We start from the raw sequence: 23097 nt of genomic DNA on the forward strand, positions 1-23097 counted from the left end.
CAGCTCCGCGAAGCGGACCCGGTCGACGGCCGTGAGCACGTGCCGCGCGGCGTCCGGCAGGCCTCCCTTGCGACCCGCGGCGATCGCCAGCCAGTCGTCGGCGGGCGCGCCGGCCAGCGTCACCGGCGGCGTGCCGTCCGGACCGGCGAGCGGCGGCGTGCCGTCCGGGCCGGCGGTCGGCGTGTCGGCATCCGGCGGCGTGTCGGCGAGCCCGGCGTCCGGCGGCGCGTCCAGGGCGCGCAGCGGCACGTTCTGCACCAGCACCGGGGGCCGGGCCGTCCAGCCGCGCGCGTCCAGTTCGGCGCCGACCGGGGCGGCCAGCGGCAGCGGGGTGTTCACCAGCGCGGTGCCGCCCCCGCTCGGCGTACCAGCGCTGCACCGCGTCCAGCGCGGCGGGCAGGGGCCGGTCCGGGTCGCCGACCGGCAGCGCGCTGTTGGCCCGGCCGGTCCAGCCGTCGGCCCAGCGCAGCCGCCAGTCGCCGAGCCGTCCGCGTACCGGTGCGGGCCACGCCTCGTCGGCGGCCAGCTCCAGCGCGACCACGGCGGCGGCGGTGGGGCGGCGGGCCGGCGGCACCCGCTTGGCCCGGTGCACCTCGGCGACCGGTACGCGCAGCGGGCCGGCGTCGGTGGCGAGGGTGATGTGGGTCTCGCTCAGCTCGACGAGTTCGCCGAGCGCGTCGGAGAACAGCGTGCGGCCCTCACGAATCCCCACAATCCGGCGGACCACGATCCGGTGTCCCACGTCCTGCTGTCGGAGCACGATCGACCCCCTCCCCGGCGAGATACTAGGCTCTTACCGTTGCGGGTGATCGCGACGAGTCTGCGGAGGAGAAGACCGGTGACCTACATCATCGCCGAGCCGTGCGTGGATGTGCTCGACAAGGCATGCATCGAGGAGTGCCCGGTCGACTGCATCTACGAGGGCAACCGGATGCTCTACATCCACCCCGACGAGTGCGTCGACTGTGGTGCCTGCGAGCCGGTCTGCCCGGTAGAAGCGATCTTCTACGAGGACGACGTCCCGGAGCAGTGGAAGGACTACACCGGGGCCAACTACGAGTTCTTCGAGGACCTGGGCTCGCCCGGTGGCGCCTCGAAGATCGGCAAGGTGGAGAAGGACGCCACCTTCGTCGCCGCGCAGCCGCCGCGCGGCGAGGGCCACTGAACCGGCGCTCGCCGGTCTCGGCACGGCTGCCCGACTTCACCTGGGACACCCTGGACGCCGCGGCCGCCACGGCCGCGGCGCATCCGGACGGTCTCATCAATCTGTCGATGGGCACGCCGGTCGACCCGGTGCCACAGCTGATCCGGCAGGCGCTGGCCGACGCGTCGAACGCGCCGGGCTACCCGCTGACCGCCGGCACCGCAGCGCTGCGGGACGCGATCGCGGCGTGGGTCGCCCGGGCCTGCGGCGCGGGCGTCGACGGGCTGGGCGTGCTGCCCACGATCGGCTCCAAGGAGCTGGTGGCGTGGCTGCCCACGCTGCTCGGGCTCGGCCCCGGTGACGTGGTGGTGGTGCCGTCGGTGGCCTACCCGACGTACGAGGACGGGGCGCGGCTGGTCGGCGCGACCACCGTACGCACCGACTCGCTGACCGCGCTCGGCCCGGATCCCCGGGTCCGGCTGGTCTGGGTCAACTCGCCGGGCAACCCGACCGGCCGGGTGCTGCCCGCCGCCCACCTGCGCAAGGTGGTCGAGTGGGCGCGCGAGCGCGGGGCCGTGGTGGCCAGCGACGAGTGCTACCTGCCGCTGGGCTGGGACGCCGAGCCCGTCTCGGTGCTCTCGCCCGAGGTGTGCGGCGGCTCGTACGACGGCGTGCTGGCGGTGCACTCGCTGTCCAAGCGCTCGAACCTGGCCGGGTACCGGGCCGGTTTCGTCGCCGGTGACCCGGCGCTGGTGGCCGAGCTGCTCAAGATCCGCAAGCACGCGGGTCTGATCGTGCCCGCCCCGGTGCAGGCCGCGATGGTGGCCGCGCTCGGCGACCAGGAGCACGCCGACGCCCAGCGGGAGCGCTACCGCGTCCGGCGGGAGAAGCTGCGTGCGGCGTTCACCGGGGCCGGCTTCACGGTCGAGCACTCGGAGGCCGGCCTCTACCTCTGGCTGACCCGCGACGAGGACTGCTGGGACACGGTGGACTGGCTGGCCCGCCGGGGCATCCTGGTCGCGGCCGGGATCTTCTACGGCCCGGCCGGCGCCCGGCACGTCCGGGTGGCGCTCACCGAGTCCGACGAGCGTGTCGACGCGGTGGCCGGGCGGCTCGCCGGGTCCTGACATGGCGGGCGAGCTGGCACGGGCGGCGGTGGTCGGCACCGGGCTGATCGGCGGTTCGCTGCTGCTCCGGTTGCGCGACGCCGGGCTCGACGTGACCGGCTGGGACCCGGACCCGGATACCCGCGGGCGGGTACGCGAGCGGGGCGTCGTGGTGGCCGACACGGTCGAGGACGCGGTGGCCGGCCGGGACGTGGTGTTCCTCTGCGGCCCCCTGCCGACGTTGCCGGCGACGTTGGCCCGGGTCGCCGCCGTCACCGACGACAGGTGCGTGCTCACCGACGTCGGCAGCGTCAAGGCCGAGGTGAGCACCGTCGCCACCGTGCAGGGGCTCGGGCACCGGTTCGTGCCGGGCCACCCGATGGCCGGGGCCGACCGGGCCGGACCGGACGCGGCCGAGCCGGGCCTGCTCGACGGCGCCGCCTGGGTGCTCTGCCCGGGGCCGACCGGGCTGGACGCCTTCCGGCGGCTGGCCTCGCTGCTCGTGGACGTCTTCCACGCCCGGGTGGTGCCGATGTCCGCCCCGGAGCACGACGGAGCGGCCGCGCTCGCCTCGCACGTGCCGCACGTGCTCGCCGGGGCGCTGGCCGGCACCGTGCACCGGTCGGCGCTGCGGGACGCGGTTCTGACGCTCGCCGCCGGGAGCTTCTCCGACGGCACCCGGGTCGCCGGCGGGCCGCCCGAACGGACCGCGAACATGCTGCTCGGGAACCGCGACCGCGTCCTCGCCGAGCTGGACGCGCTCGGCGTCTTCCTGGGCGAGCTGACCGAGGCGCTGCGCGCCGGCGACGCCGACGCGCTGGCCGAGCGCCTCGCCGAGGGGCGGCAGACCCGGTCCACGCTGCGGGCGCGCGAGTTCACCGCGCACCGGCGGGAGTTCCCGTGCGCCGCCGACCACGTCGGCGAGCTGGCGTACCTGCGGGAGCTGGGCGCCGCGGGCGGTCACCTGACCGGGGTACGCGAGGCGGGCGGCGCGGTCACCTACACGGGGCACCTGCCGGCCACGCCGCCGTTAGGCTGAGCGGCATGGCGGACGCACCGGTCGTGGCGGTACGCGGTGAGGCGTACCGGGAGGTGGCGCCCGAGCTGGCGCGGTTCACGGTGACGGCGACGGCCCGGGACCGGGATCGCGAGACCACGCTGACCCGGCTGGCCGAACGGGCCGCCGCGGTGCGGGCGCTGCTCGACGCGGCCGAGCCGGCGGTGGAGCGGCGGGAGACCGGCCAGGTGCACGTCTGGCCGGTGACGAGGCGTTCCGGCGACCGCGTGGTGGCCTACCAGGGCAGCGTGAGCACCACTGTCACGACGAGCGACTTCACCGCGCTGGGCGAGCTGATGCTCCGCCTGGCCGACCAGGAGCAGGTCGAGGTGGCCGGCCCGGTGTGGTCGCTGCGGCCGGACAGCCCGGCCTACCGGGAGGCGCGGCAGGCGGCGATCGCGGACGCGCTGGTCCGGGCCCGGGAGTACGCCGAGGCGCTCGGCGCCCGGGTGACGGCGCTGCGGGAGCTGTCCGACACCGGGCTGAGCGCGTCCCCGCCGATGATGGTCAAGGCGGCGTACGCGCGCTCCGGCGAGCAGCCGGAGCTGGAGTTGGAGCTGGACCCGGCGCCGCAGCCGGTGCAGGCGGCGGTCGAGGCGCGGTTCACCATCAGCGAGCCGGTGCTGGACTGATGCCGGCGGCGGAGGTGCTCGGGCTCGACGACCTGGTCGCCCGGGCGCGCGCGCTGGCCGAGGCCGGCCCGCGTCAGCTGCTCGGCATCGCCGGGGCACCCGGTGCGGGCAAGTCCACCCTGGCGGAAGGGATCGTGGCCGCGCTCGGCCCGGTCGCCCGGCTGGTCCCGATGGACGGCTTCCACCTGGCCGGGACGGCGTTGGAGCGGCTCGGCCGGTCGGGGCGCAAGGGCGCGCCGGACACGTTCGACGTCAACGGGTTCGCCTCGATGCTGCGCCGGTTGCGCCGGCTGGAGCCGACGTCGGTGTGGGCGCCGGAGTTCCGCCGTGACCTGGAGGAGCCGGTCGCCGGGGCGATCGAGGTCCCGCCCGAGGTGCGCCTGGTGGTCACCGAGGGCAACTACCTGCTGCTGCGGGACGACCCGTGGGAGGAGGTGCGGACGCTCCTGCACGAGGCATGGTTCCTCGACCTGGACGCGGAGGTGCGGGTGCGCCGGCTCACCGCGCGGCACGAGGCGTACGGGAAGTCGCCGGAGCAGGCCCGGGCCTGGGCGCTGGGCAGCGACGAGGAGAACGCCCGGCTGGTCGCGGGCACGGCCGTGCACGCCGACCTGGTGGTCCGCCTGGCCGACCCGCCGCCGGCGTGACGCCGGGCGCTGCCGCAGACCCGCCGCCGCACCGGCGCACGGTCAGCCGGCCCGTTGCCGGGGCGACGGCACGGTGCGGCGCAGCAACCGGGCCACCACGGCGCGCTCGCGGGTGAACTCCGCCGCCTCCGGGTAGCCGCTGTGGCTGCGGATGGGCGGGTCGGCCACCTCGCCGCCGGTCGGGTGCAGCGCCTCCGGGTCCGCCACCGGCACGTCCCGCTGCCCGGCGCTGACCTGCCAGCCGAGCGGATCCGTGTCCCGCCAGAAGTTCGTCCAGGCCACGTGGCCGCCGGGCCAGGTGAGCGCGCCGGCCAGCGTACGCAGCCGCTCCGGGCCGAAGTAGGACGGGAAGACCCGCCCGTAGAGCCGGGTGAGCTGGCAGCCGTAGGAGAAGAACCAGGTACGCAGCCGCCACCGGCGGGGCAGTTGCAGAAGCACTGCGGCGCAGATGACGGTGCCCTGGCTGTGCCCGGAGAGGATGACGCCGTCCATCCGGTCGCTGTGGTGCGGCGGTAGCGCCAGCAGGCCCGCGACCCGGGTCTGGAGTTCCGGTACGGCGCGCTCGGCGTAGCTGGGCGGGGCGAGCGGGTGCGCGGCCCGGGGCCAGAACGTGCACACGTCCCAGATCACGCCGACCGAGCGGCGTACCGAGTCGGTGCGGTAGACCAGCAGCCCGAGCGCCGCCATCACCACCGGCAGCCAGCCGAGGATGGCGTCTCCCCGTTCGGCGGTCCAGTGGATGGCGGTCTGCCAGCCGGAGGGGGACAGCGGGCTCGGCCGTTCGCCGGAGAGCGCGGCGGCGCAGCAGAGCGTGACCAGGACCGCGCAGAACGCGGCGTAGCAGCCCATCAGCCGGACCGCGTGCTCGCCGACCAGCCGGTGCAGCGCCCGGTACGTGCTGACGTCGCGGCAGCGTCGCCGGTCGTGCGCGGACAGGCCGGGGGCAGCGGTGAGCCGGGCGTACTCCACCCGGCGCAGGCGGTGCAGCAGGACCGCGACCCGGACCAGCAGCCCGATCAGCGCGAGCAGGCCGACCGCGCAGGCCAGCCCGGCCCAGAAGACGGCGAGCGGAGGTATCACCCGGCTCGGGCCGCTCGGCTCGGCCGACGCGTCCAGCCGGTCGCTGACCCAGTAGAGCAGTCCGGCGCAGTAGGCCGCCGCCATCATCCAGCCGAAACCGGCGATGACCGCCGGGGCGCAGCCCCGCCAGGCCAGATCGGTGTACGCGCCGAGCGGCTGGGTCGGCACCGCCGGGCGCAGGCGGGGCAGGAGCAGTCCGATGCCGGCCAGCACACCGGCCGGGCCGACGAGCATCCAGGTGCGCAGCGCGTCCGGCGCGTCGGGCAGGCCGGGCAGCCCGCGTTCGATCCAGGTCGCGCCCAGCGGCAGCAGCAGCGCCCCGGCGGCCGGACCGGCCAGTGCCCGCCGGCCGGAGCGGTTCGCCGCGGCGATGGCCACCAGCAGCAGCACCTGGTAGGCGACGAGCCAGGCGATGGCGGTGTCGTACCCGGGCAGTGACCGGTCGGCATGGCAGCCGGCGATCTCCGGCTGCGCCGCGCACCCGAGCGGCGGCCGGTACGCCGACAGCGGCTGGCCGGCTGGGCCCTCGGCAGCAGCAGCAGGGACGAACGTGCCGACCAGACCGAGCGCGGTGAGCGCCGCGACGGCGATGCTCCACCGGCCGAGCGGGGTGGCGCCCTGGCGCCGGCTCAACCAGGGCCGGGCCACCGCGATCACGGCGATCGTCACCACGGCGGCGAGCAGCGCGACGGTCGGCCAGGCGACAGCGGCCCGCAGGCCGCGCGGCGGATCCATGATGAGAACCGCGGTGACGGGTACGGCGGCGGCGGTGACCGCGCCCGTGCACAGGTGCAGCACGGCGGCGCGGCGCAGTTGCCCTTCCCCGTTCCAGAACGTCGGATCCTGGAGCGGGTTCTGCGGCGGCTCGCGCGGCTCCGGTGGTTCGACCGGCTCACCGTCTTCCTGGACGGGCGCATGGTGGTGCGGGTCGGCGGGCATCTGCGCCTCGTACTGGTAGGTGCGGAAGGCGACGAGTCCGATCGCGGCCAGCACGAGCAGCGGCAGCAGCAGTCCGAGCGCGAGCGCCCGGGTGCCCTGCCGCCACCAGGAGTCGCCGAGGAACTGCCACGGCCCGGGGAGCCGGCCGAGGCAGTCCGCCTCCACGCACTGCCAGCCGATCAGGTCCACGCCGACGCCGGTCACGGTCATGACGAGCGTGCAGGTCAGGCTCAGGCAGAACAGGCGGATGAGCCAGGCGGTGATGCCGGACCGGCTGGCCCAGCGCTCCTGGTCCGGGTCGGGCGGGATGCCCGCGCGGGCGTGCAGCGCGACGTTCGCCAGGGCGAAAGGGAGCAGCAGCGTCCACAGCGCCCGTTCCACGTCCCGCCGGGTCCGCGCGCCGGAGGTCAACTGCCCCCAGCTGTACGCCTCGACGGTGATCGGGTCGTCCCGGCCGGCTGTGGTGGACCGGTAGAAGCCGGTCACCTGACCGCCGGCGACGAGTGCTGGTTGCCCACCGTCACCGTTCGCGCCTGCTTTCAGGCCGAGCAGCTGATCCGGCGGGGTGTTCGACACCCCGTGCACCCGTAGTTCGAGGACCCGCTCCATAGTGCCTCCCGGTGAACGCCCTACTACTCAGAGTGCACGCCGGGGCTGGAGTCCGCATCCGCTGGAGCGGTTGTTCCCGCAGCTCAGGATGGCTGAGTCAGGCTTCTGATCGGACGAGCGGGGTTACCCACCGCCACCACATTGGCCGGCAGGTCGCGGGTCACGACAGCGCCGGCGCCGACCACCGTGTTCTCGCCGATGGTCACCCCGGCCAGGACGATCACTCCGCCGCCGAGCCAGACGTTGTCACCGATGGTGATCGGCTGTGCGGATTCCCACTTGGCCCGGCGCGCCTCCGGTTCGACCGGGTGGGTGGCGGTGAGCAACTGCACGTTCGGTCCGATCTGGACGTCCGCGCCGATGGTGATGCGGGCGACGTCGAGGAGGACCGCGTTGAAGTTGACGAACGTGCGCGGGCCGATGTGCGTCTGGTGTCCGTAGTCGCAGTGCAGTGGCGGCTGGACCCAGGCGTCCTCGCCGAGTGAGCCGAGCAGTTCGCGCAGCGCGGCGAGGCGGCCCGCCGGATCGTCGGCGGAGCTGCGGTTGAAGCGTTCGCTGAGCCGGGCCGCGCGCTCCAGGTCGGCGATGATCGCGGGATCGTCGGCGATGTACTGCTCGCCGGCCAGCATCCGGTCCTTCATGGAGGTCATCGCTCGATCGTCCCGGCCGGTTCGGGAGTGTGGTGGCGGTTCCGTCGGATCGGCGACTTCCCGATGCATACGCGGTATGCAATGCTGATACCCACATCGATGTGTCCCTCATCGATGAAACGTTCGACGAAGGAGGAAGGTTGCTCCGGAATCGCAGAAAACTGGGCGCGCTGGGCATGGCCCTGGCGCTGGCGCTCGGTCTGCCGGTGCCCGCGCGGGCTGCCGCGCCCACCGGCCCGACCGCGCCCACCGGCCCGTCCGAACAGGCCGGCAACCGCACGGCCACCGTCACCCTGATCACCGGGGACCGGGTCACCGTCACCGGCGGCCACGCCGCGGTACGCCCCGGCGCCGGGCGTACCGGCATCGAGTTCCTGGTCCGCCGCGAGCGCGACCGCCTCACCGTGCTGCCGCAGGACGCGCTCCCGCTGGTCCGCGCCGGCAAACTCGACCGGCGGCTGTTCGACGTCACCGGGCTGATCGAGGCCGGCTACGACGACGCGCGGCGCGACACCGTACCGCTGCTCGTGACGTACCGGCCGGGGGTGGCCCGGCGCGCGGCGGCTCCGCTCGCCGGCGCCCGGGTGACCCGCGACCTGCCGGCGATCACCGGCGCGGCGGTCGTCGCGTCCAAGAGCGACACCGGCGCGCTCTGGAACGCGGTCAGCGCCGACAGTTCCGGTGCCCGGCTCGACGCGGCGGGGGGTGTCGAGCGGATCTGGCTCGACGGCCGGCGGCGGGTGACGCTCGACCACAGCGTGCCGCAGATCGGCGCGCCGACCGCCTGGGCCGCCGGATACACCGGCAAGGGCGTCCGGGTCGCGGTGCTCGACACCGGCGTCGACCTCACCCACCCGGACCTGGCGGGCAAGGTCGCCGAGTCGCGCAACTTCACCGAGGAGACCAACCCGGACGACATCGTCGGGCACGGCACCCACGTGGCCTCGACCATCGCCGGCAGCGGGGCCGCCTCCGGCGGGAAGTACCGGGGCGTCGCGCCGGACGCCACGCTGCTGTCCGGGAAGGTCTGCGAGGTCTACGGCTGCACCGAGTCGGCCATCCTGGCCGGCATGCAGTGGGCCGCCGCCGAACAGCACGCCACTGTGGTCAACATGAGTCTCGGCGGCGGCGACACGCCGGAGGTGGACCCGCTGGAGGAGGCGGTGGGGACGCTCACCGAGCAGCACGGGACGCTCTTCGTGATCGCCGCCGGCAACGACGGCGCCGACGGCTCGGTCGGGTCGCCGGCCAGCGCCGACGCCGCGCTGGCGGTCGGCGCCGTGGACCGCGACGACGCGCTCGCCGACTTCTCCAGCCGTGGCCCCCGGGCCGGCGACGGAGCGATCAAGCCGGACATCACCGCTTCCGGCGTGTTTTATCGTGGCCGCCCGGGCCTTATTTTTTCTAGATCGGCGACCCGGTGGGCGACAAGTACGCCGCACTGTCCGGCACGTCGATGGCCACGCCGCACGTGGCCGGCGCGGTCGCGCTCCTCGCCCAGCAGCACCCCGGCTGGACGCCCGCCAGCTACAAGGCGACGTTGATGGCCTCGGCGAAGCCGCACCCGGAGCAGACCGCGTACCAGCAGGGCGCGGGCCGGGTCGACCTCGCCCGCGCGATCACCCAGCAGGTGACCAGCGACCCGCCGTCCGTCTCGTTCGGCGTGGCGACCTGGCCGCACACCGACGACCAGCCGATCAGCCGGACCGTCACCTACCGCAACGGCGGGACCGCCCCGGTCACGCTGGACCTGAGCACCGAGTTCACCGGGCCGGGCGGACGGTCCGCACCGGCCGGCATGCTCACCCTCAGCGCCTCCCGGCTCACCGTCCCGGCGGGCGGCAGCGCCCAGGTGACGGTGGTCGTGGACACCCGGCTCGGCGGCGCCGACGGCTACTGGACCGGCCGCCTGGTCGCCCGTGCCGGCGACGCGGTGGCGGTGACCCCGCTCGCGGTCGACCGCGAGGTGGAGAGCTACGACCTGACGGTGACGCACCGCAACCGCTCCGGCGCTCTGACCGGTGACTACTTCACCAGCCTGCTCGGGCTCGACGACGCCAGCTACCGCGACGTGTACGACGCCGACGGCGAGGCCCGGCTGCGGGTGCCAAAGGGCCGTTACGGCGTGCAGAGCCTGATCTTCGCAGCCGGCGACGAGGGCTGGTCGGAGGTCTCCTTCCTCGCCCAGCCGGAGCTGGTGGTGACCGGCAACCAGCGGCTCGTGCTGGACGCGCGGGCGGCGAAGCCGGTCCGTACCACGGTGCCGCAGCGCGGCGCGGCACCGCTGCTGATCGACCTCACCGCGGCCTGGAAGCTCGACGACTTCCAAGCCAGCTTCGGGCTCTGGGCCGACAAGTTCGACGGTCTCTACTCGGCCCAGGTCGGCCGCAACGTCTCCGCCGACCTCTTCGTCGGCGCGGTCGCCAGCCAGTGGACCGAAGCGAAGGCGCCCGAGCGCAGCCCGTACTTCTACGGCCTGAACGAGCAGTTCCCGGGCCGGTTCCCGACCGGTTTCGTCAGGCACTACCGGCCCGCCGACTTCGCCACCGTCACGAGCCGGTTCGCCGCCGGCTACACCGGGATGGACAACGAACGGGTCGTGTTCCCGGAGTCCGACTACGACATCGGCGGCTCGGCGATCGTCCTGCCGGTCCAGGTGCCCGGCAAGCGGATCGAGCACCTCTCCACCGCCAAGACCCGCTGGAGCGCCGAGCTGGACTTCGGTGAGCGGGGCGAGGACGGCTGGCTGGAGGCGCGGGCGGTGCTGCAGTCCGTGCCCACCCGCTACCGGGCCGGGCGCACCTACACCGAGGAGTGGAACAAGGGCCCCTTCGGCCCGTCGTTCCCGCAGCCGCGCTGGCCGGAGGAGAGCATCACCCGCATCGGCGACAGCATCGTGGTCGCGCTGCCGGTGCACAGCGACGCGGCCGGGCATCCGGGCGGTTCGCTGAACGACACCGAGCACACGCGGCTGTTCCGCAACGGCAAGCTGGTCGGCGAGTCGCCCTACCCGGGGTACGGCGAGTTCACGGTGCCGCCGGGCGCGGCGAACTACCGGCTGGAGACCGTGGCGAAGCGGGGCTTCACCGACCTGAGCACCGAGGTCTCGGCGAGCTGGACGTTCCGCTCCAAGCGGGTTCCGGGTGACGTGCCGGCCCGGCTGCCGGCCATGGCGGTCCGGTTCACCCCGCCGCTGGCGGTGGACAGCTCGGCACCGGCGGGCCGGACGTTCACCGTGCCGGTGGCGGTGCAGCGCCAGCCCGGCGCGCCGTCCGGCCGGGTCGTCGCGCTCACCGTCGACGTCTCCTACGACGGCGGGAAGACCTGGCGCAAGGCGACAGTGAAGAAGCAGGGCGGGGCGTGGACGGCCACCGTCCGGCACCCGGCCGGCCCGGGGTACGCGTCGCTGCGGGCCACCGCCCGTGACGACGCCGGCAACACCGTGACCCAGCGGATCATCCAGGCGTACCGCCTGCGGTGAGCCGGCCGTCCGGGTCCGCGCGGTGGGCGCGGACCCGGACGGGGGTACGGCTCAGTCGTTGGCGTGCAGCGCGGCGTTCAGTTTGATGCCCTGCCCGGTGCGGGGCTTCGCCTCCAGCGCGCCGGTCACCGAGTTGCGCCAGAACAGCAGCCCGTCGACGCCGGACAGCTCGCGGGCCTTGACCGTCCGGCCGTCCGGAAGGGTGATCTTCGAGGCGGCGGTGATGTAGCAGCCGGCCTCCACCACGCAGTCGTCGCCGAGCGTGATGCCGACACCGGCGTTCGCGCCGATCAGGCTGCGCTCACCGATGCGCACCCTCTCCGTGCCGCCGCCGGAGAGCGTGCCCATGATCGAGGCGCCGCCGCCGACGTCGGAGCCGTCGCCGACCACCACGCCCTGCACGATGCGGCCCTCGACCATCGAGGTGCCCAGCGTGCCCGCGTTGAAGTTGACGAAGCCCTCGTGCATCACGGTGGTGCCGGAGGACAGGTACGCGCCCAGCCGGACCCGGTCCGCGTCGGCGATCCGCACCCCGGACGGCACCACGTAGTCGGTCATCCGGGGGAACTTGTCGACCCCGTACACGGCCAGGTGGCGGCCCGCCGCCCGCTCGATGACACGCAGCTCGTCCACCCGCTCCGGCGGGCACGGCCCGGCCGACGTCCAGGCCACGTTCGCCAGCTTGCCGAAGATGCCGTCGAGGTTCAGCTCGTTCGGCCGCACCAGGCGGTGGGAGAGCAGGTGCAACCGAAGGTACGCGTCGGCCGCGTCCTTGATCGGGTCGTCCAGCGAACCGATCACCGTGGTCACCTCGACCGTGCGCAGACCGGGCAGCGCACGCGCGCCGATCGCGCCCGGCGGCAGGTCGAGCACGTCGGCCTGGTCCTCGCCGGGCACCAGCGGCAGCTCGCCCAGGCCCAGCTTGCCGGTCGGGTACCAGGTGTCGAGCACCTGGTCCTCGGCGGTGACGGTGGCCAGGCCGATGCCCCAGGCAGATGGTGCGGACGTCACGATGTCACCCTTCTCCTCCGGCAACGGCGTCCGCCGCTGCTCGCGGCCGCGGGCCTCGCCGAACGTGTTCCCTGGCCCGCCGAGGTTGACGGTACCGTGCGAGACATGCAGAACCCGTTGACCCCCGAGGTCCTGGCCGATCCGGTGGCGCTGACCCGCGCCCTGGTCGACATCGAGTCGGTCTCCCTCAACGAGAAGGCGATCGCCGACTGCGTCGAGGAGGTGCTGCGCCGTGTGCCGCACCTGACCACGTACCGGCACCAGAACACCGTCATGGCCCGTACCGACCTGGGCCGGGCCCAGCGCGTGGTGCTCGCCGGCCACCTGGACACCGTCCCGCTCAACGGCAACTTCCCCTCGACCATGCGCGGCGACCTGATGTACGGCTGCGGCACCTCCGACATGAAGTCCGGCGTGGCGTTCGCCCTGCACCTGGCGGTCACGCTGCCCGACCCGCGCTACGACGTCACGTACTTCTTCTACGAGGCCGAGGAGATCGAGTCGAAGTACAACGGCCTCACCCTGGTCGCGCAGACCCACCCGGAGTGGCTGGAGGCCGACTTCGCGGTGCTGCTGGAGCCGACGTACGGCATCGTCGAGGCGGGCTGCCAGGGCACCATGCGCGCGGTGATCACCACGCACGGGGAGCGGGCCCACGCGGCGCGTTCCTGGCACGGGGTGAACGCCATCCACGGCGCGAGCGAGGTGCTGCGGCGGCTGACCACGTACGAGGCGCGCCGGGTGACGATCGAGGGCTGCGACTACCGCGAGGGCCTCAACGCGGTACGGATCACCGGCGGGGTGGCCGGCAACGTCATCCCCGACCGGTGCGAGATCGAGATCAACTACCGGTACGCCCCGGACCGCGACCCGGCGGGCGCCGAGGCGCACCTGCGCGAGGTCTTCGCCGGCTTCGACCTGGCGGTCACCGACGCGGCGGCCGGCGCGCCACCCGGGCTGGACAACCCGGCGGCGCAGGAGTTCCTGGCGGCGGTGGGCGCCGCCCCGATCGGCAAGCTGGGCTGGACGGACGTGGCGCGGTTCGCGGCCATGGGCATCCCGGCGCTGAACTTCGGGCCCGGCGACCCGAACCTGGCGCACCACAAGGACGAGCACGTCGAACTGACCAAGATCCGGGACGGCGCGGCCACCCTGCACCGCTGGCTGGCCCCGGCCTGACGCGCCGCGATCCGGGGCCCGCGCCCGCCTGGCGGGCCCCGGATCGTCAGACGCTGGTCGTCAGGGGCGCGTCCGCCTCGCCGGTCTCGCCGGTGAGGTCGGTGCGGTGGGTCTCCATCATCCGGGCGCGGCGGCGCTCGGCCACCACGTCGCGGATCCGCCGCTGCATCTGACGGCGAATCCGGATCATCTCGCTGTTACTGATCAACGCTGGCTCCTCCCCCGAAGGCGCGTCGCCCGGGGTATACCGGGTATGTGAATAGTAAGACGTACGAGCCAGCGATTTAGTTGCCCGTATCCCAGATTTTCTTCGGCTCCCGGGCCAGCGCGTCCCGCCGGATCCGCTCCATTACGGTGACCACATGGGCGAGAGCAGCGGGAAGACGGCTGGGCAGGGGCAGCGGGGGGAGACGCGTCGGGCGGAACGGCACCGCGGTGCGGTGACGCTGCGCAACCGGGCGATTCCGACGAGTACCGCTGATCAGCGACTGCTCGACTCCCGGGGACGCAGCGACTGGAAGACCAAGGACGCCTGGCGGGCCCTGCGGATCCTGTCCGAGTTCGTCGAGGGCTTCGACACCCTCGCCGACCTGCCCCCGGCGGTGAGCGTCTTCGGCTCCGCCCGCAGCAAGCCGGACAGCCCGGAGTGCCGGATGGCCGAGGAAGTGGGCGCGGCACTGGCCCGGGCCGGCTACGCGGTGATCACCGGGGGCGGCCCCGGCGTGATGGAGGCCGCCAACCGTGGCGCCGGCGAAGCCGGCGGCCTCTCCGTCGGGCTCGGCATCGAGCTGCCGTTCGAGCAGGGCCTCAACGACTGGGTCGACCTGGCCATCGACTTCCGCTACTTCTTCGCCCGCAAGACCATGTTCGTCAAGTACGCCCAGGCGTTCGTGGTGCTGCCCGGCGGCTTCGGCACCCTGGACGAGCTGTTCGAGGCGCTCACCCTGGTGCAGACCGGCAAGGTGACCCGGTTCCCGGTGGTGCTGATGGGCACCGACTACTGGCGCGGACTGCTCGACTGGCTGCGTACGACGATGGCCGCCGAGGGCAAGATCGGCCCGGCCGACCTCGACCTGATCCGGCTCACCGACGACGTCAACGAAGCGGTCCGGCACATCGTGGAGGCCGAGGCGGTGCTCTCCGCCGAGCAGGAGGCGGTACGCGAGGAGGCGGTCGCCCGGGTCGCCGCCGACCAGCGCGCCGCCGCCGAGGCCGCCCCCGAGGGCCCGGCCGGACGGAGCTGAACGTGGCGAACGTCTGTGTCTTCTGCGCGTCCTCCCGTACTCTCGACGACCGCTGGCTCGCGCTGGCCACCGAGACCGGCGAGGAACTCGCCCGGCGCGGTCACACGCTGGTGAGCGGCGGCGGCTGCGTCGGCATGATGGGCGCCGTGGTGGAGGGCGCGCGGGCGGCCGGCGGCCGCACCATCGGCGTCATCCCGCAGTCCCTGGTCGACCTGGAGGTCGCCGACCTGGACTCCGACGAGCTGCTGGTGACCGACAGCCTGGCCGACCGCAAGACGCTGATGGACGAGAAGTCCGACGCGTTCGTGGCGCTGCCCGGCGGCCTGGGCACGTTGGACGAGCTGTTCGAGGTGTGGACCACAGCCACCCTGGCCCTGCACGCCAAGCCGATGGTGATCGTGGACGTGGACGGCTTCTACCGGCCGCTGCTCGACTGGATCCGCGGGCTCGGCGAGCAGCGCTTCCTCAAGCCGGCCGCGCTGGACCTGCTGATGGTCGCCGACAGCGTGCCCGCCGCGCTCGACCTGATCGACGCCCGCCTCACCTGACGCGCGCCCGGCCACCCGTGCTTGTTCACCACCGTCTCGGCGTGCTTGATCGACACCACTTCGGGGAGGTGGTGGTGTCCGGGCGCGCGTGATGCGGCCACTTCGCCGAGGTGGCGTGAACGCATGGAGCCGGGCGTGGGGCGGAGCCGGCAATGGTGCGCGCCGCGGGCAAGGTGAGCTGGTGACGGGCGGGACGACTGTCGGTTTCCGGGTGTCGTACCGGCGTGGTGGGATGTCGGTGATGCAGGCGTACCGGTTGGTGCGCCGGCCCGGCGGCGCGGGGGCGGGGGTCACCCACGACGCCGGGGCGGGGCAGGGGGTGGGTCGGTCCGGTGGGCCGGCCGAGGCGGAGCCGCGATCCGGGGGGTCGGCGGGCGATGCCGCGCACCCACAGACCGCCACGCCGCACGACAGCGCTTCGCCGCAGACCGGGACCGGGGCCGGGGCGGGCACGAACGTCTCGCGCCGGGTCGATCCGGTGCAGGCCGAGGTGGTCGCGCACACCGACGGGCCGATGCTCGTCGTCGGTGGTCCCGGCACCGGCAAGACGTCCACGCTCGTCGAGGCGGTCGCCGCCCGGGTGGCCGAGGGCGTCGACCCGGAGCGGATCCTGGTGCTCACCTTCGGCCGGCGGGGCGCCACCGAGCTGCGCCACCGGATCGAGGCGCGTATCGCCGGGGACGGACACCGCGTGGTCCGCGAGCCGCTGGTGCGCACGTTCCCGGCGTACGCCTTCGGGCTGCTGCGTCGTGCCGCGGCCGAACGCGGCGAGCCCTCACCGCGGCTGCTCACCGGCCCGGAGCAGGATCTGATCATCCGCGAGCTGCTCGACGTGGTGGGGGAGGAGCCCGGCGACGACCCGGTCGGCTGGCCGGAGGACCTGCGCCCCGCGCTGCGTACCCGGGCGTTCGCCCAGCAGCTGCGCGACCTGCTGATGCGGGCCGCGGAGCGCGGCGTCGGGCCGGTGGAGCTGGCCCGGCTCGGCGAGAAGCTGGGCCGCGCCGACTGGCCGGCCGCCGCGCGTTTCCTGCGCGAGTACGTCGCCGTGCTCGCCCTGCGCGACGTGAGCAACAGGGGCTCGGTCGCGTACGACCCGGCGGAGCTGGTGCGGGCCGCCACCGGCATGCTGCTCGACGATCCCGAGCTGCTCGCCGCCGAGCGCCGCCGCCTGGCCCACGTGTACGTGGACGAGTTGGCCGATACCGACCCGGCGCAGCTCGACCTGCTCGCCGTGGTGGCCGGAGGCGGGCGGTCCCTGGTGGCGTTCGCCGACCCGGACTCGTCCACGTACGCCTTCCGGGGCGCCGACCCGGCCGGCGTCGCCACGTTCCCGCACCGCTTCCGCACCGCCTCCGGCGCGCCGGCGGCCCAGGTCACGCTCACCACCTCGTACCGGGCCGGGCCGGAACTGCTCGCGGCCACCGCCCGGCTGGCCCGACGGCTGCGCGGCCCGGCGGCGCACCGGCGGCTGCGCCCGCTGCCCGATGCGCCGGCCGGAACGGTGGAGGTACGGACGTTCCGCTCCGCCACCAGCGAGTCGGCCTGGCTGGCGCACGCGTTGCGCGAGGCACACCTGCTCGACGGCGTGCCCTGGTCCCGGATGGCGGTGCTGGTCCGCTCCACCGGCCGGCAACTGCCGTCGCTGCGGCGCGCGCTGCACACGGCCGGGGTGCCGACCGTCGTGCACGGCGAGGACCTTCCGCTGCACCTCCAGCCGGCGGTCGCCCCGCTGCTGCTCCTGCTGCGCTGTGCGCTCGAACCGGACCGGCTGGACGAGGAGGCCGCTGTCGCGCTGCTGCACTCGCCGCTGGGCGGGGCCGACCCGCTGGCCGAGCGGCGGCTGCGTCAAGGGCTGCGGGCGCTGGCGCTGGCCGGCGGCGACCGCCGTCCCTCCGGCGACCTGCTGGTGGAGGCGCTGCGCGACCCGGCCGAACTGTCCACCATCGAGCGCCGCTGGGCGGCCCCCGCGCAGGCCGTGGCGCACCTGCTGGAGACCGCCCGGCAGGCCGCCGCCACCCCGGGCGCGACGGTCGAGGACGTGCTCTGGGCGGTGTGGCGGGAGAGCGGGCTGGCCGAACGCTGGGCCGGGGCGATCACCAGGGGGCGGGCGGCCACCGGCGAGCACGAGACCGCCCAGCGGTGGCGGGCCGAGGCCGCCGACCGGGACCTGGACGCCGTACTCGTGCTGTTCGACGCGGCGGCCCGGTTCACCGACCGGCTGCCCGGCGCGCGTACCGAGGTGTTCCTCGACCACGTTCTCGGGCAGGAACTGCCCGCCGACACGCTCGCGGCCGCCGCCGACCGGGGCGACGCGGTACGCCTGCTCACCGCGCACGCCGCGAAGGGCCTGGAATGGGACCTGGTCGCGGTGGCCGGGGTGCAGGAGGGCGTCTGGCCGGACCTGCGCCTGCGCGGCAGCCTGCTCGGCTCGGAGCGCCTGGTCGACGTGCTGGCCGGTCGCGCCGACGGGGCCGGCCTGCGGGCCAGCCTGGTCGGGCAGACGTCGGCGTTGCTGGACGAGGAGCGGCGGCTGTTCCACGTGGCGATCAGCCGGGCGCGGCGGCGGCTGCTGGTCACCGCTGTGGCGTCGGCGGCGGTCGGCGGGGACGACCACGAGGAGCAGCCGAGCCGCTTCCTGCACGAAATCGCAGCCGCCGACCCACCCGCCACCGGCGCAGGCGGCACCGCCCCGACCGGCCCGGACCCGACCGGCCCCGGCCCGGCCGGGAACGGACCGACCGGCCAGGTCACGCGCGGGCAAACCGCTGACGGGCCGGTGCCGCACGGGGACGAGCATCCGCAGGACGGGCCGCCCGCCGTACTCCCGGTCACGCTGCCGCCACGCGGTCTCACCCTGTCCGCGCTGGTGGCCGAGCTGCGTACCGCTGTCACCGACCCGGCGGCGCCGATCACCCGGCGGCACGCGGCGGCGGGTGAGCTGGCGCGGCTGGCCGCCGCCGGGGTGCCCGGCGCGCACCCGGACGACTGGTGGGGGCTGCGCGGCCTCTCCGACGACCGGCCGCTGGTCGACGAGGGCGAGCCGGTGCGGGTCACCCCGTCGGCGATGGAGAGCGCGTTGCGGTGCAGCCTGCGCTGGCTGCTGGAACGGCACGGCGGCAGCGGGCCGGCGAGCGCCGCGCAGGGCGTCGGCAACCTGGTGCACGCCGCCGCGATGCTCGCCGAGGACGCCAGCGTCGACCGGGAGGCGTTGCTGGAGTACGTGGCCGCGCGGTTCGACGCGATCGAGCTGGCCGCCCGGTGGATGGCCGGTCCGGAGCGGCAGCGCGCCGAGGCGATGGTGGACAAGCTGCTGCGCTGGCTGGCCGGCAACCCGCGCCGGCTGCTGGCGATCGAGCACGAGTTCGCGGTCCGCCTCGACGATCCGTCCCGCCCGATCGAGCTGACCGGCCGGGTCGACCGGCTGGAGGTCGACGCCGAGGGGCGGCTCGTGGTGATCGACCTGAAGACCGGCAAGTCGACGGCGGTCACCGAGCGGGAGGTGGCCGAGCATCCGCAGCTCGGCGCGTACCAGGCGGCGGTGGAGGCGGGCGGGTTCGCCGAGTTCGGCGAGGAACCGGGCGGGGCCGCGCTGGTGCAGCTCGGCACCGGAGCGCGGGACGCCAAGGAGCAGACCCAGGCCGCGGCCGGGGAGGGGCCGGAGGCCGGGTGGGCCACCGCGCTGGTGCGCCGTACCGCCGACACGATGGCCGCCTCGACGTTCGCCGCGGTGGCCAACTCCAAGTGCCGGGTCTGCCCGGTACGCACCAGCTGCCCGGTCTCCGGCCAGGGCCGCCAGGTGGTCGCCGCCCCCGGAGAACTCATGAGCGTTCAGCCGGCGCTGTTCGGCGCCTCCGCCACGCCCGCGCCGCGCGCGGCCGACGCCGGGCCCCGCTACACGCCCGTCGAGCTGGCCCGGCTGCTGCGGCTGCCCGCGCCCACCCGGGAACAGGCTTTTATCATCGCCGCGCCGGTGGAACCGCTGCTGGTGGTCGCGGGCGCCGGCTCCGGCAAGACCGAGACGATGGCCGCGCGGGGTGGTGTGGCTGGTCGCCAACTCCTTACGCCCCCGAGCACATCCTCGGCCTCACCTTCACCCGCAAGGCGGCCGGCGAGCTGGCGCACCGGGTCCGCACGCGGCTCGACCATCATCCGGCGGCTCGGCCGGCAGGGGCGGGACCCGCACGACGACCCGCTGGCGGGCGAGCCGACGTGTCCACGTACCACTCGTACGCCGGGCGGATCGTCACCGAGCACGGGCTGCGCGCCGGGTACGAGCCGACCACCCGGCTGCTCACCGAGGCGTCCCGCTGGCAGCTCGTCGACATGCTGGTGCGCAACTACGACGGGGACATGTCCGAGGTGGACCGGATGCCGTCCACCATCACCGACGCGGTCCTGGCGCTCGCCGGTGAGCTGGACGAGCACCTGGTCGACCCGGACGAGCTGGCCGGCTGGACCGGCCGGTTCTTCGCCGAGGTGCAGTCGCGTCCCGGCCGGGTCTACGCCGACGTGCGCAAGGCGCTCCAGCTCCAGCGGACCCGGCTGAAGCTGCTGCCGCTGGTGCGCGCGTACGCCCGGCGCAAGGACGACTTCGAGGCGATGGACTTCGCCGACCAGCTCGCCCGCGCGGCCCGGGTGGCCCGCGACCACCCCGGCGTCGGCGTGATCGAGCGGGACCGGTTCCGGGTGGTGCTGCTCGACGAGTACCAGGACACCAGCCACGCCCAGGTGGTGCTGCTCAACGCGCTGTTCGGCGGCGGCCACCCGGTCACCGCCGTGGGCGACCCGTGCCAGTCCATCTACGGCTGGCGCGGGGCCAGCGCCGGCACGCTGGACCGGTTCCCGGCCGAGTTCGCCCGCACCGACGGCAGCCCCGCCGACGTGCTCAGCCTGACCACGAGCTGGCGCAACCGGCCGGAGATCCTCGGTGTCGCCAACACGCTGTCGGTGCCGCTGCGGGCGGCCGGCGCGCGGGTGCCGGAGCTGCACGCCGCGCTCAGCGTCCGCGACCCGATCCCGCACCGCACCCCGGGCGGGCAGGCCGCCGGCACCGTGCACTGCGCGCTGCTGGAGACGTACGCCGACGAGGCCGACTGGATCGCGGACAGCGTGCTGGCGGCCTGGCGGGGCGCGGCCGGGATGCCCGGCGCGCTGCCCGAGCACATCCCGGCCGACCGCCGCCCGACCACCGCGGTGCTGGTGCGGCTGCGCAGCCAGATCCCGGCGATCGAGGCGGCGTTGCGCGCCCGTGGACTGCCTGTCGACGTGGTCGGCCTGGGTGGGCTGCTGGACACCCCCGAGGTACGGGACGTGGTGTGCACGCTGCGCGTGCTCGCCGATCCGACCGACGGGGCGGCGTTGCTGCGGCTGCTCACCGGCGCGCGCTGGCGGATCGGCCCGCGTGACCTGGTCGCCCTGCACCGCCGCGCCCGCGCGATCGCCCGCAGCCGCCGGGAACTGACCGGCGACGAGGGCCCGGAGATCACCGTGGACGTGCTGGACGAGGCGACGCTCGTGGAGGCGCTGGCGGACCTGGGGCCGGCGCAGGCGTACTCGGCCGAGGGCTACGCGCGGCTGCGCTCGTACGGGATGGAACTGGCGCTGCTGCGCTACCGCCTGGACCAGTCGCTGCCGGAACTGATCGCGGACATCGAGCGGACCATCGGCCTCGACGTCGAGGTGGCGGTCCGGGCCGGCCGGGACGGCGCGGGCGACGCCGGGCTGGCCCGCGCGCACCTGGACGCGCTCGGCGACGTGGCGGCCCGGTTCAGCGGCGAGACGCCCGGCGCGACGCTCGCCGGTTTCCTCGCCTACCTGGCCGCCGCCGAGGACGAGGAGCGCGGGCTGGCGCCGGGCGAGGTCGAGGTGGTGGCCGGCGCGGTGCAGGTGCTCACCTCGCACGCCGCGAAGGGCCTGGAGTGGGACGTGGTGGCGGTGGCCGGGATGACCCGGGGCGTCTGGCCGGGGCCGGTGCGCAACTCCGACCACTGGCTGGGCGGGCTGGGCGTGCTGCCGTTCCCGCTGCGCGGCGACGCGGACGGGCTGCCCGAGCTGGCCCTGCCGGAGGCGGAGGACCAGCGCGGGGTGGCCCGGGCGCTGACCGAGTTCACCGACGACTGGCGGGCGCACGACGAGCGGGAGGAGCGCCGGCTGGCGTACGTGGCGGTGACCCGCCCCCGCCGCCTGCTGCTCTGCTCCGGCTACTGGTGGGGGGAGGGGACCAAGCGGTTCCGCGGCCCGTCGGTGTTCCTGCGGGAGGTGCACGACGCCTGCCTGGCCGACCCGGACGGCCGTGTGGTCGACGCGTGGACGCCCGAGCCGGCCGGGGACGCGGTGAACCCGACCACCGAGACGGTGCTGCGGGCCGAGTGGCCGGCCGACCCGCTGGGCGCCCGCCGGCCCGCGCTGACCGAGGCGGCGGCGCTGGTTCGCCGGTACCTCGCCGACCCGGAGGTGGCCCGGCGCGAGGCGGCGCTGCTCGCCACCACCGGCGCGGCGGAGGACGCCGAGGTGGCCCGCTGGCGGCGTGAGGCCGAGCTGCTGCTCGCCGAGCGGGCGGAGCTGGCCCGGCAGGCCGAGGCGGTCGAGGTCGAACTGCCCGGCCATCTCTCGGTGACCCAGCTGGTGGCGTTGCGCCGCGACCCGGAGGCGCTGGCCCGTACGCTGCGCCGCCCGATGCCCACCGAACCGACGCCGTACGCCCGGCGCGGCACCGCGTTCCACGCCTGGCTGGAGCAGCGCTTCGGCGCGGACCGGCTGCTCGACGTGGACGAGCTGCCCGGCGCGGCGGACGAGGACGCGGCCCCGGACGAGGCCCTGGTCGAGTTGCAGGAGCGCTTCCTGGCCAGCGAGTGGGCCGACCGGGTGCCGGTGGAGGTGGAGGTGCCGTTCGCCACTGTCGTCGCCGGGGTGGTGATCCGGGGCCGGATGGACGCCGTGTTCGCCCGCCCGGGCGGGCGCTACGACGTGGTCGACTGGAAGACCGGGCGGCAGCCCACCGGCCGGGAGGCCGACGCGGCGGCGGTGCAGTTGGCGGTCTACCGGCTGGCCTGGGCGGAACTGGCCGGGGTGCCGGTGCAGCGGGTCGGCGCGGCGTTCCACTACGTCCGGGACTCGGTGACCGTCCGCCCGGCCGACCTGCTCGACGCGGACGGGCTGGCCGATCTGGTGGCCGCCGTGCCGGAAATCCCGGGGGATCTACCGCAGCGCACGAGTCCGTGATACGTTGTCCGGGTTGCAGTTTTGGTTTCCAGAGACTCTGTGTGCGCCTGGCGGATTGTGGCCCCAGGCGCTCTTTGTTGTGTCCGGAGTTCTCCGGGCGGGGCGACCAGCAGCGACAGGCACGCCGCGTATTCCACGCGCGGGGTGCTCCTCTCCGGCCCGCAACACGTGCGGGCCGACCGTTCCGTCAAGGAGACGAAACACATGGCAATTGGCACCGTCAAGTGGTTCAACGCTGACAAGGGCTTCGGCTTCATCACCCCGGACGACGGCGGCGCCGACGTCTTCGCCCACTTCTCGGCGATCCAGACCTCCGGCTACCGGAGCCTGGACGAGAACCAGCGGGTCGAGTTCGAGGTGACCCAGGGCCAGAAGGGCCCGCAGGCGGAGAACATCCGCCCGCTCTGATCTTCGGATCAACCGGCACCACCACCGCGCCCTCTCGGGCGCGGTGCACGGGCCGGCCCGCCTCTGCCGGGCCGGCCCGTCCCTTTCGGTTCGTGCTTGTGACCACCGGTGACGCCGGTGACGCGCCGCAGCCCGGCGCCC

Annotated in this window: 14 protein-coding genes and 3 pseudogenes; 12 read left to right on the forward strand and 5 right to left on the reverse strand. The window is 74.8% G+C overall.

The features are described 5' to 3' along the window. Positions 1–760: pseudogene (locus tag MCBG_RS24330) on the reverse strand (GNAT family N-acetyltransferase); the annotation flags it as partial. 78 nt (positions 761–838) lie between these two features. Here MCBG_RS24330 and fdxA point away from each other — a divergent pair. The 5 genes from fdxA to MCBG_RS24355 are packed head-to-tail and all read left to right on the forward strand — an operon-like array spanning position 839 to position 4586. Beyond that, positions 839–1165, forward strand: a complete 327-nt coding sequence (fdxA, locus tag MCBG_RS24335) for a ferredoxin (protein WP_007464872.1) — start codon at positions 839–841, stop codon at positions 1163–1165. Continuing rightward, positions 1162–2271: a succinyldiaminopimelate transaminase gene (gene dapC / locus MCBG_RS24340; RefSeq protein WP_043330946.1), complete on the forward strand. Its 1110-nt coding sequence runs from the start codon at positions 1162–1164 to the stop codon at positions 2269–2271. The genes fdxA and dapC overlap by 4 nt, the downstream gene beginning before the upstream one ends. Before the next feature lies 1 nt (position 2272). Continuing rightward, positions 2273–3289: a prephenate dehydrogenase gene (locus tag MCBG_RS24345; RefSeq protein ID WP_043328437.1), complete on the forward strand. Its 1017-nt coding sequence runs from the start codon at positions 2273–2275 to the stop codon at positions 3287–3289. A 5-nt stretch (positions 3290–3294) separates the two neighbouring features. Next, on the forward strand, positions 3295–3939 hold the full coding sequence (locus MCBG_RS24350) for an SIMPL domain-containing protein (protein ID WP_043328438.1): 645 nt from the start codon (positions 3295–3297) through the stop codon (positions 3937–3939). Then, positions 3939–4586 (forward strand): nucleoside/nucleotide kinase family protein, encoded by a 648-nt coding sequence (locus MCBG_RS24355; protein WP_043328439.1) that lies wholly within the window; start codon positions 3939–3941, stop codon positions 4584–4586. Before MCBG_RS24350 ends, MCBG_RS24355 begins: the two co-directional genes overlap by 1 nt. Positions 4587–4628: 42 nt before the next feature. On the opposite strand, the gene MCBG_RS24360 is transcribed toward MCBG_RS24355, so the two are convergent. Together MCBG_RS24360 and MCBG_RS24365 are read right to left on the reverse strand one after the other, a co-directional pair. Continuing rightward, positions 4629–7214, reverse strand: a complete 2586-nt coding sequence (locus MCBG_RS24360; RefSeq protein ID WP_043328440.1) for a hypothetical protein — start codon at positions 7212–7214, stop codon at positions 4629–4631. An 83-nt stretch (positions 7215–7297) separates the two neighbouring features. Continuing rightward, a complete protein-coding gene (locus MCBG_RS24365; RefSeq protein ID WP_043328441.1) occupies positions 7298–7864 on the reverse strand; it encodes a sugar O-acetyltransferase in 567 nt (188 codons plus the stop codon). Between the two features lie 140 nt (positions 7865–8004). Between MCBG_RS24365 and MCBG_RS34955 the strand changes: the two are divergent. After that, a pseudogene (locus tag MCBG_RS34955) lies at positions 8005–11345 on the forward strand (S8 family serine peptidase). A 51-nt stretch (positions 11346–11396) separates the two neighbouring features. Here the strand turns inward: MCBG_RS34955 and dapD are convergent. Further along, entirely contained in the window at positions 11397–12356 is a 960-nt protein-coding gene (gene dapD / locus MCBG_RS24375) for a 2,3,4,5-tetrahydropyridine-2,6-dicarboxylate N-succinyltransferase (RefSeq protein ID WP_043330947.1), read from the reverse strand. A 105-nt stretch (positions 12357–12461) separates the two neighbouring features. Here dapD and dapE point away from each other — a divergent pair, with 105 nt between their 5' ends. Further along, the gene (gene dapE / locus MCBG_RS24380; RefSeq protein WP_043328442.1) at positions 12462–13535 is read left to right on the forward strand and encodes a succinyl-diaminopimelate desuccinylase; all 1074 of its coding nucleotides are present in this window, start codon (positions 12462–12464) and stop codon (positions 13533–13535) included. Positions 13536–13581: 46 nt separating this feature from the next. Here the strand turns inward: dapE and MCBG_RS33185 are convergent, their stop codons facing one another. Continuing rightward, entirely contained in the window at positions 13582–13743 is a 162-nt protein-coding gene (locus tag MCBG_RS33185) for a hypothetical protein (RefSeq protein ID WP_166457212.1), read from the reverse strand. A gap of 154 nt (positions 13744–13897) precedes the next feature. Between MCBG_RS33185 and MCBG_RS24385 the strand changes: the two genes are divergently transcribed. The 5 genes and pseudogenes from MCBG_RS24385 to MCBG_RS24405 all read left to right on the forward strand — a co-directional run bounded on the left by MCBG_RS24385 (position 13898) and on the right by MCBG_RS24405 (position 22956). Then, a complete protein-coding gene (locus tag MCBG_RS24385) occupies positions 13898–14779 on the forward strand; it encodes an LOG family protein (RefSeq protein WP_043328443.1) in 882 nt (293 codons plus the stop codon). Positions 14780–14781: 2 nt separating this feature from the next. Continuing rightward, positions 14782–15327, forward strand: coding sequence for an LOG family protein (locus MCBG_RS24390; protein WP_043328444.1), 546 nt, complete (start codon positions 14782–14784; stop codon positions 15325–15327). 514 nt (positions 15328–15841) lie between these two features. Beyond that, a pseudogene (locus MCBG_RS24395) lies at positions 15842–19042 on the forward strand (ATP-dependent helicase); the annotation flags it as partial. A gap of 26 nt (positions 19043–19068) precedes the next feature. Further along, the gene (locus tag MCBG_RS24400; protein ID WP_223201314.1) at positions 19069–22548 is read left to right on the forward strand and encodes an ATP-dependent helicase; all 3480 of its coding nucleotides are present in this window, start codon (positions 19069–19071) and stop codon (positions 22546–22548) included. A 204-nt stretch (positions 22549–22752) separates the two neighbouring features. After that, positions 22753–22956, forward strand: a complete 204-nt coding sequence (locus tag MCBG_RS24405) for a transcription antiterminator/RNA stability regulator CspE (protein ID WP_013288421.1) — start codon at positions 22753–22755, stop codon at positions 22954–22956. Positions 22957–23097: the final 141 nt, after the last annotated feature.

The sequence above is a fragment of the Micromonospora sp. M42 genome, assembly GCF_000568915.1.
Classification (GTDB): Bacteria; Actinomycetota; Actinomycetes; order Mycobacteriales; family Micromonosporaceae; genus Micromonospora; species Micromonospora chalcea.

Coding starts and splice junctions, on each gene's coding strand:
- MCBG_RS24360 (WP_043328440.1), bottom strand. CDS start 7,214: ATGGAGCGGGTCCTCGAACTACGGGTGCACGGGGTGTCGAACACCCCG.
- MCBG_RS24385 (WP_043328443.1), top strand. CDS start 13,898: ATGGGCGAGAGCAGCGGGAAGACGGCTGGGCAGGGGCAGCGGGGGGAG.
- MCBG_RS24355 (WP_043328439.1), top strand. CDS start 3,939: ATGCCGGCGGCGGAGGTGCTCGGGCTCGACGACCTGGTCGCCCGGGCG.
- MCBG_RS24350 (WP_043328438.1), top strand. CDS start 3,295: ATGGCGGACGCACCGGTCGTGGCGGTACGCGGTGAGGCGTACCGGGAG.
- MCBG_RS24345 (WP_043328437.1), top strand. CDS start 2,273: ATGGCGGGCGAGCTGGCACGGGCGGCGGTGGTCGGCACCGGGCTGATC.
- MCBG_RS24365 (WP_043328441.1), bottom strand. CDS start 7,864: ATGACCTCCATGAAGGACCGGATGCTGGCCGGCGAGCAGTACATCGCC.
- MCBG_RS24405 (WP_013288421.1), top strand. CDS start 22,753: ATGGCAATTGGCACCGTCAAGTGGTTCAACGCTGACAAGGGCTTCGGC.
- dapE (WP_043328442.1), top strand. CDS start 12,462: ATGCAGAACCCGTTGACCCCCGAGGTCCTGGCCGATCCGGTGGCGCTG.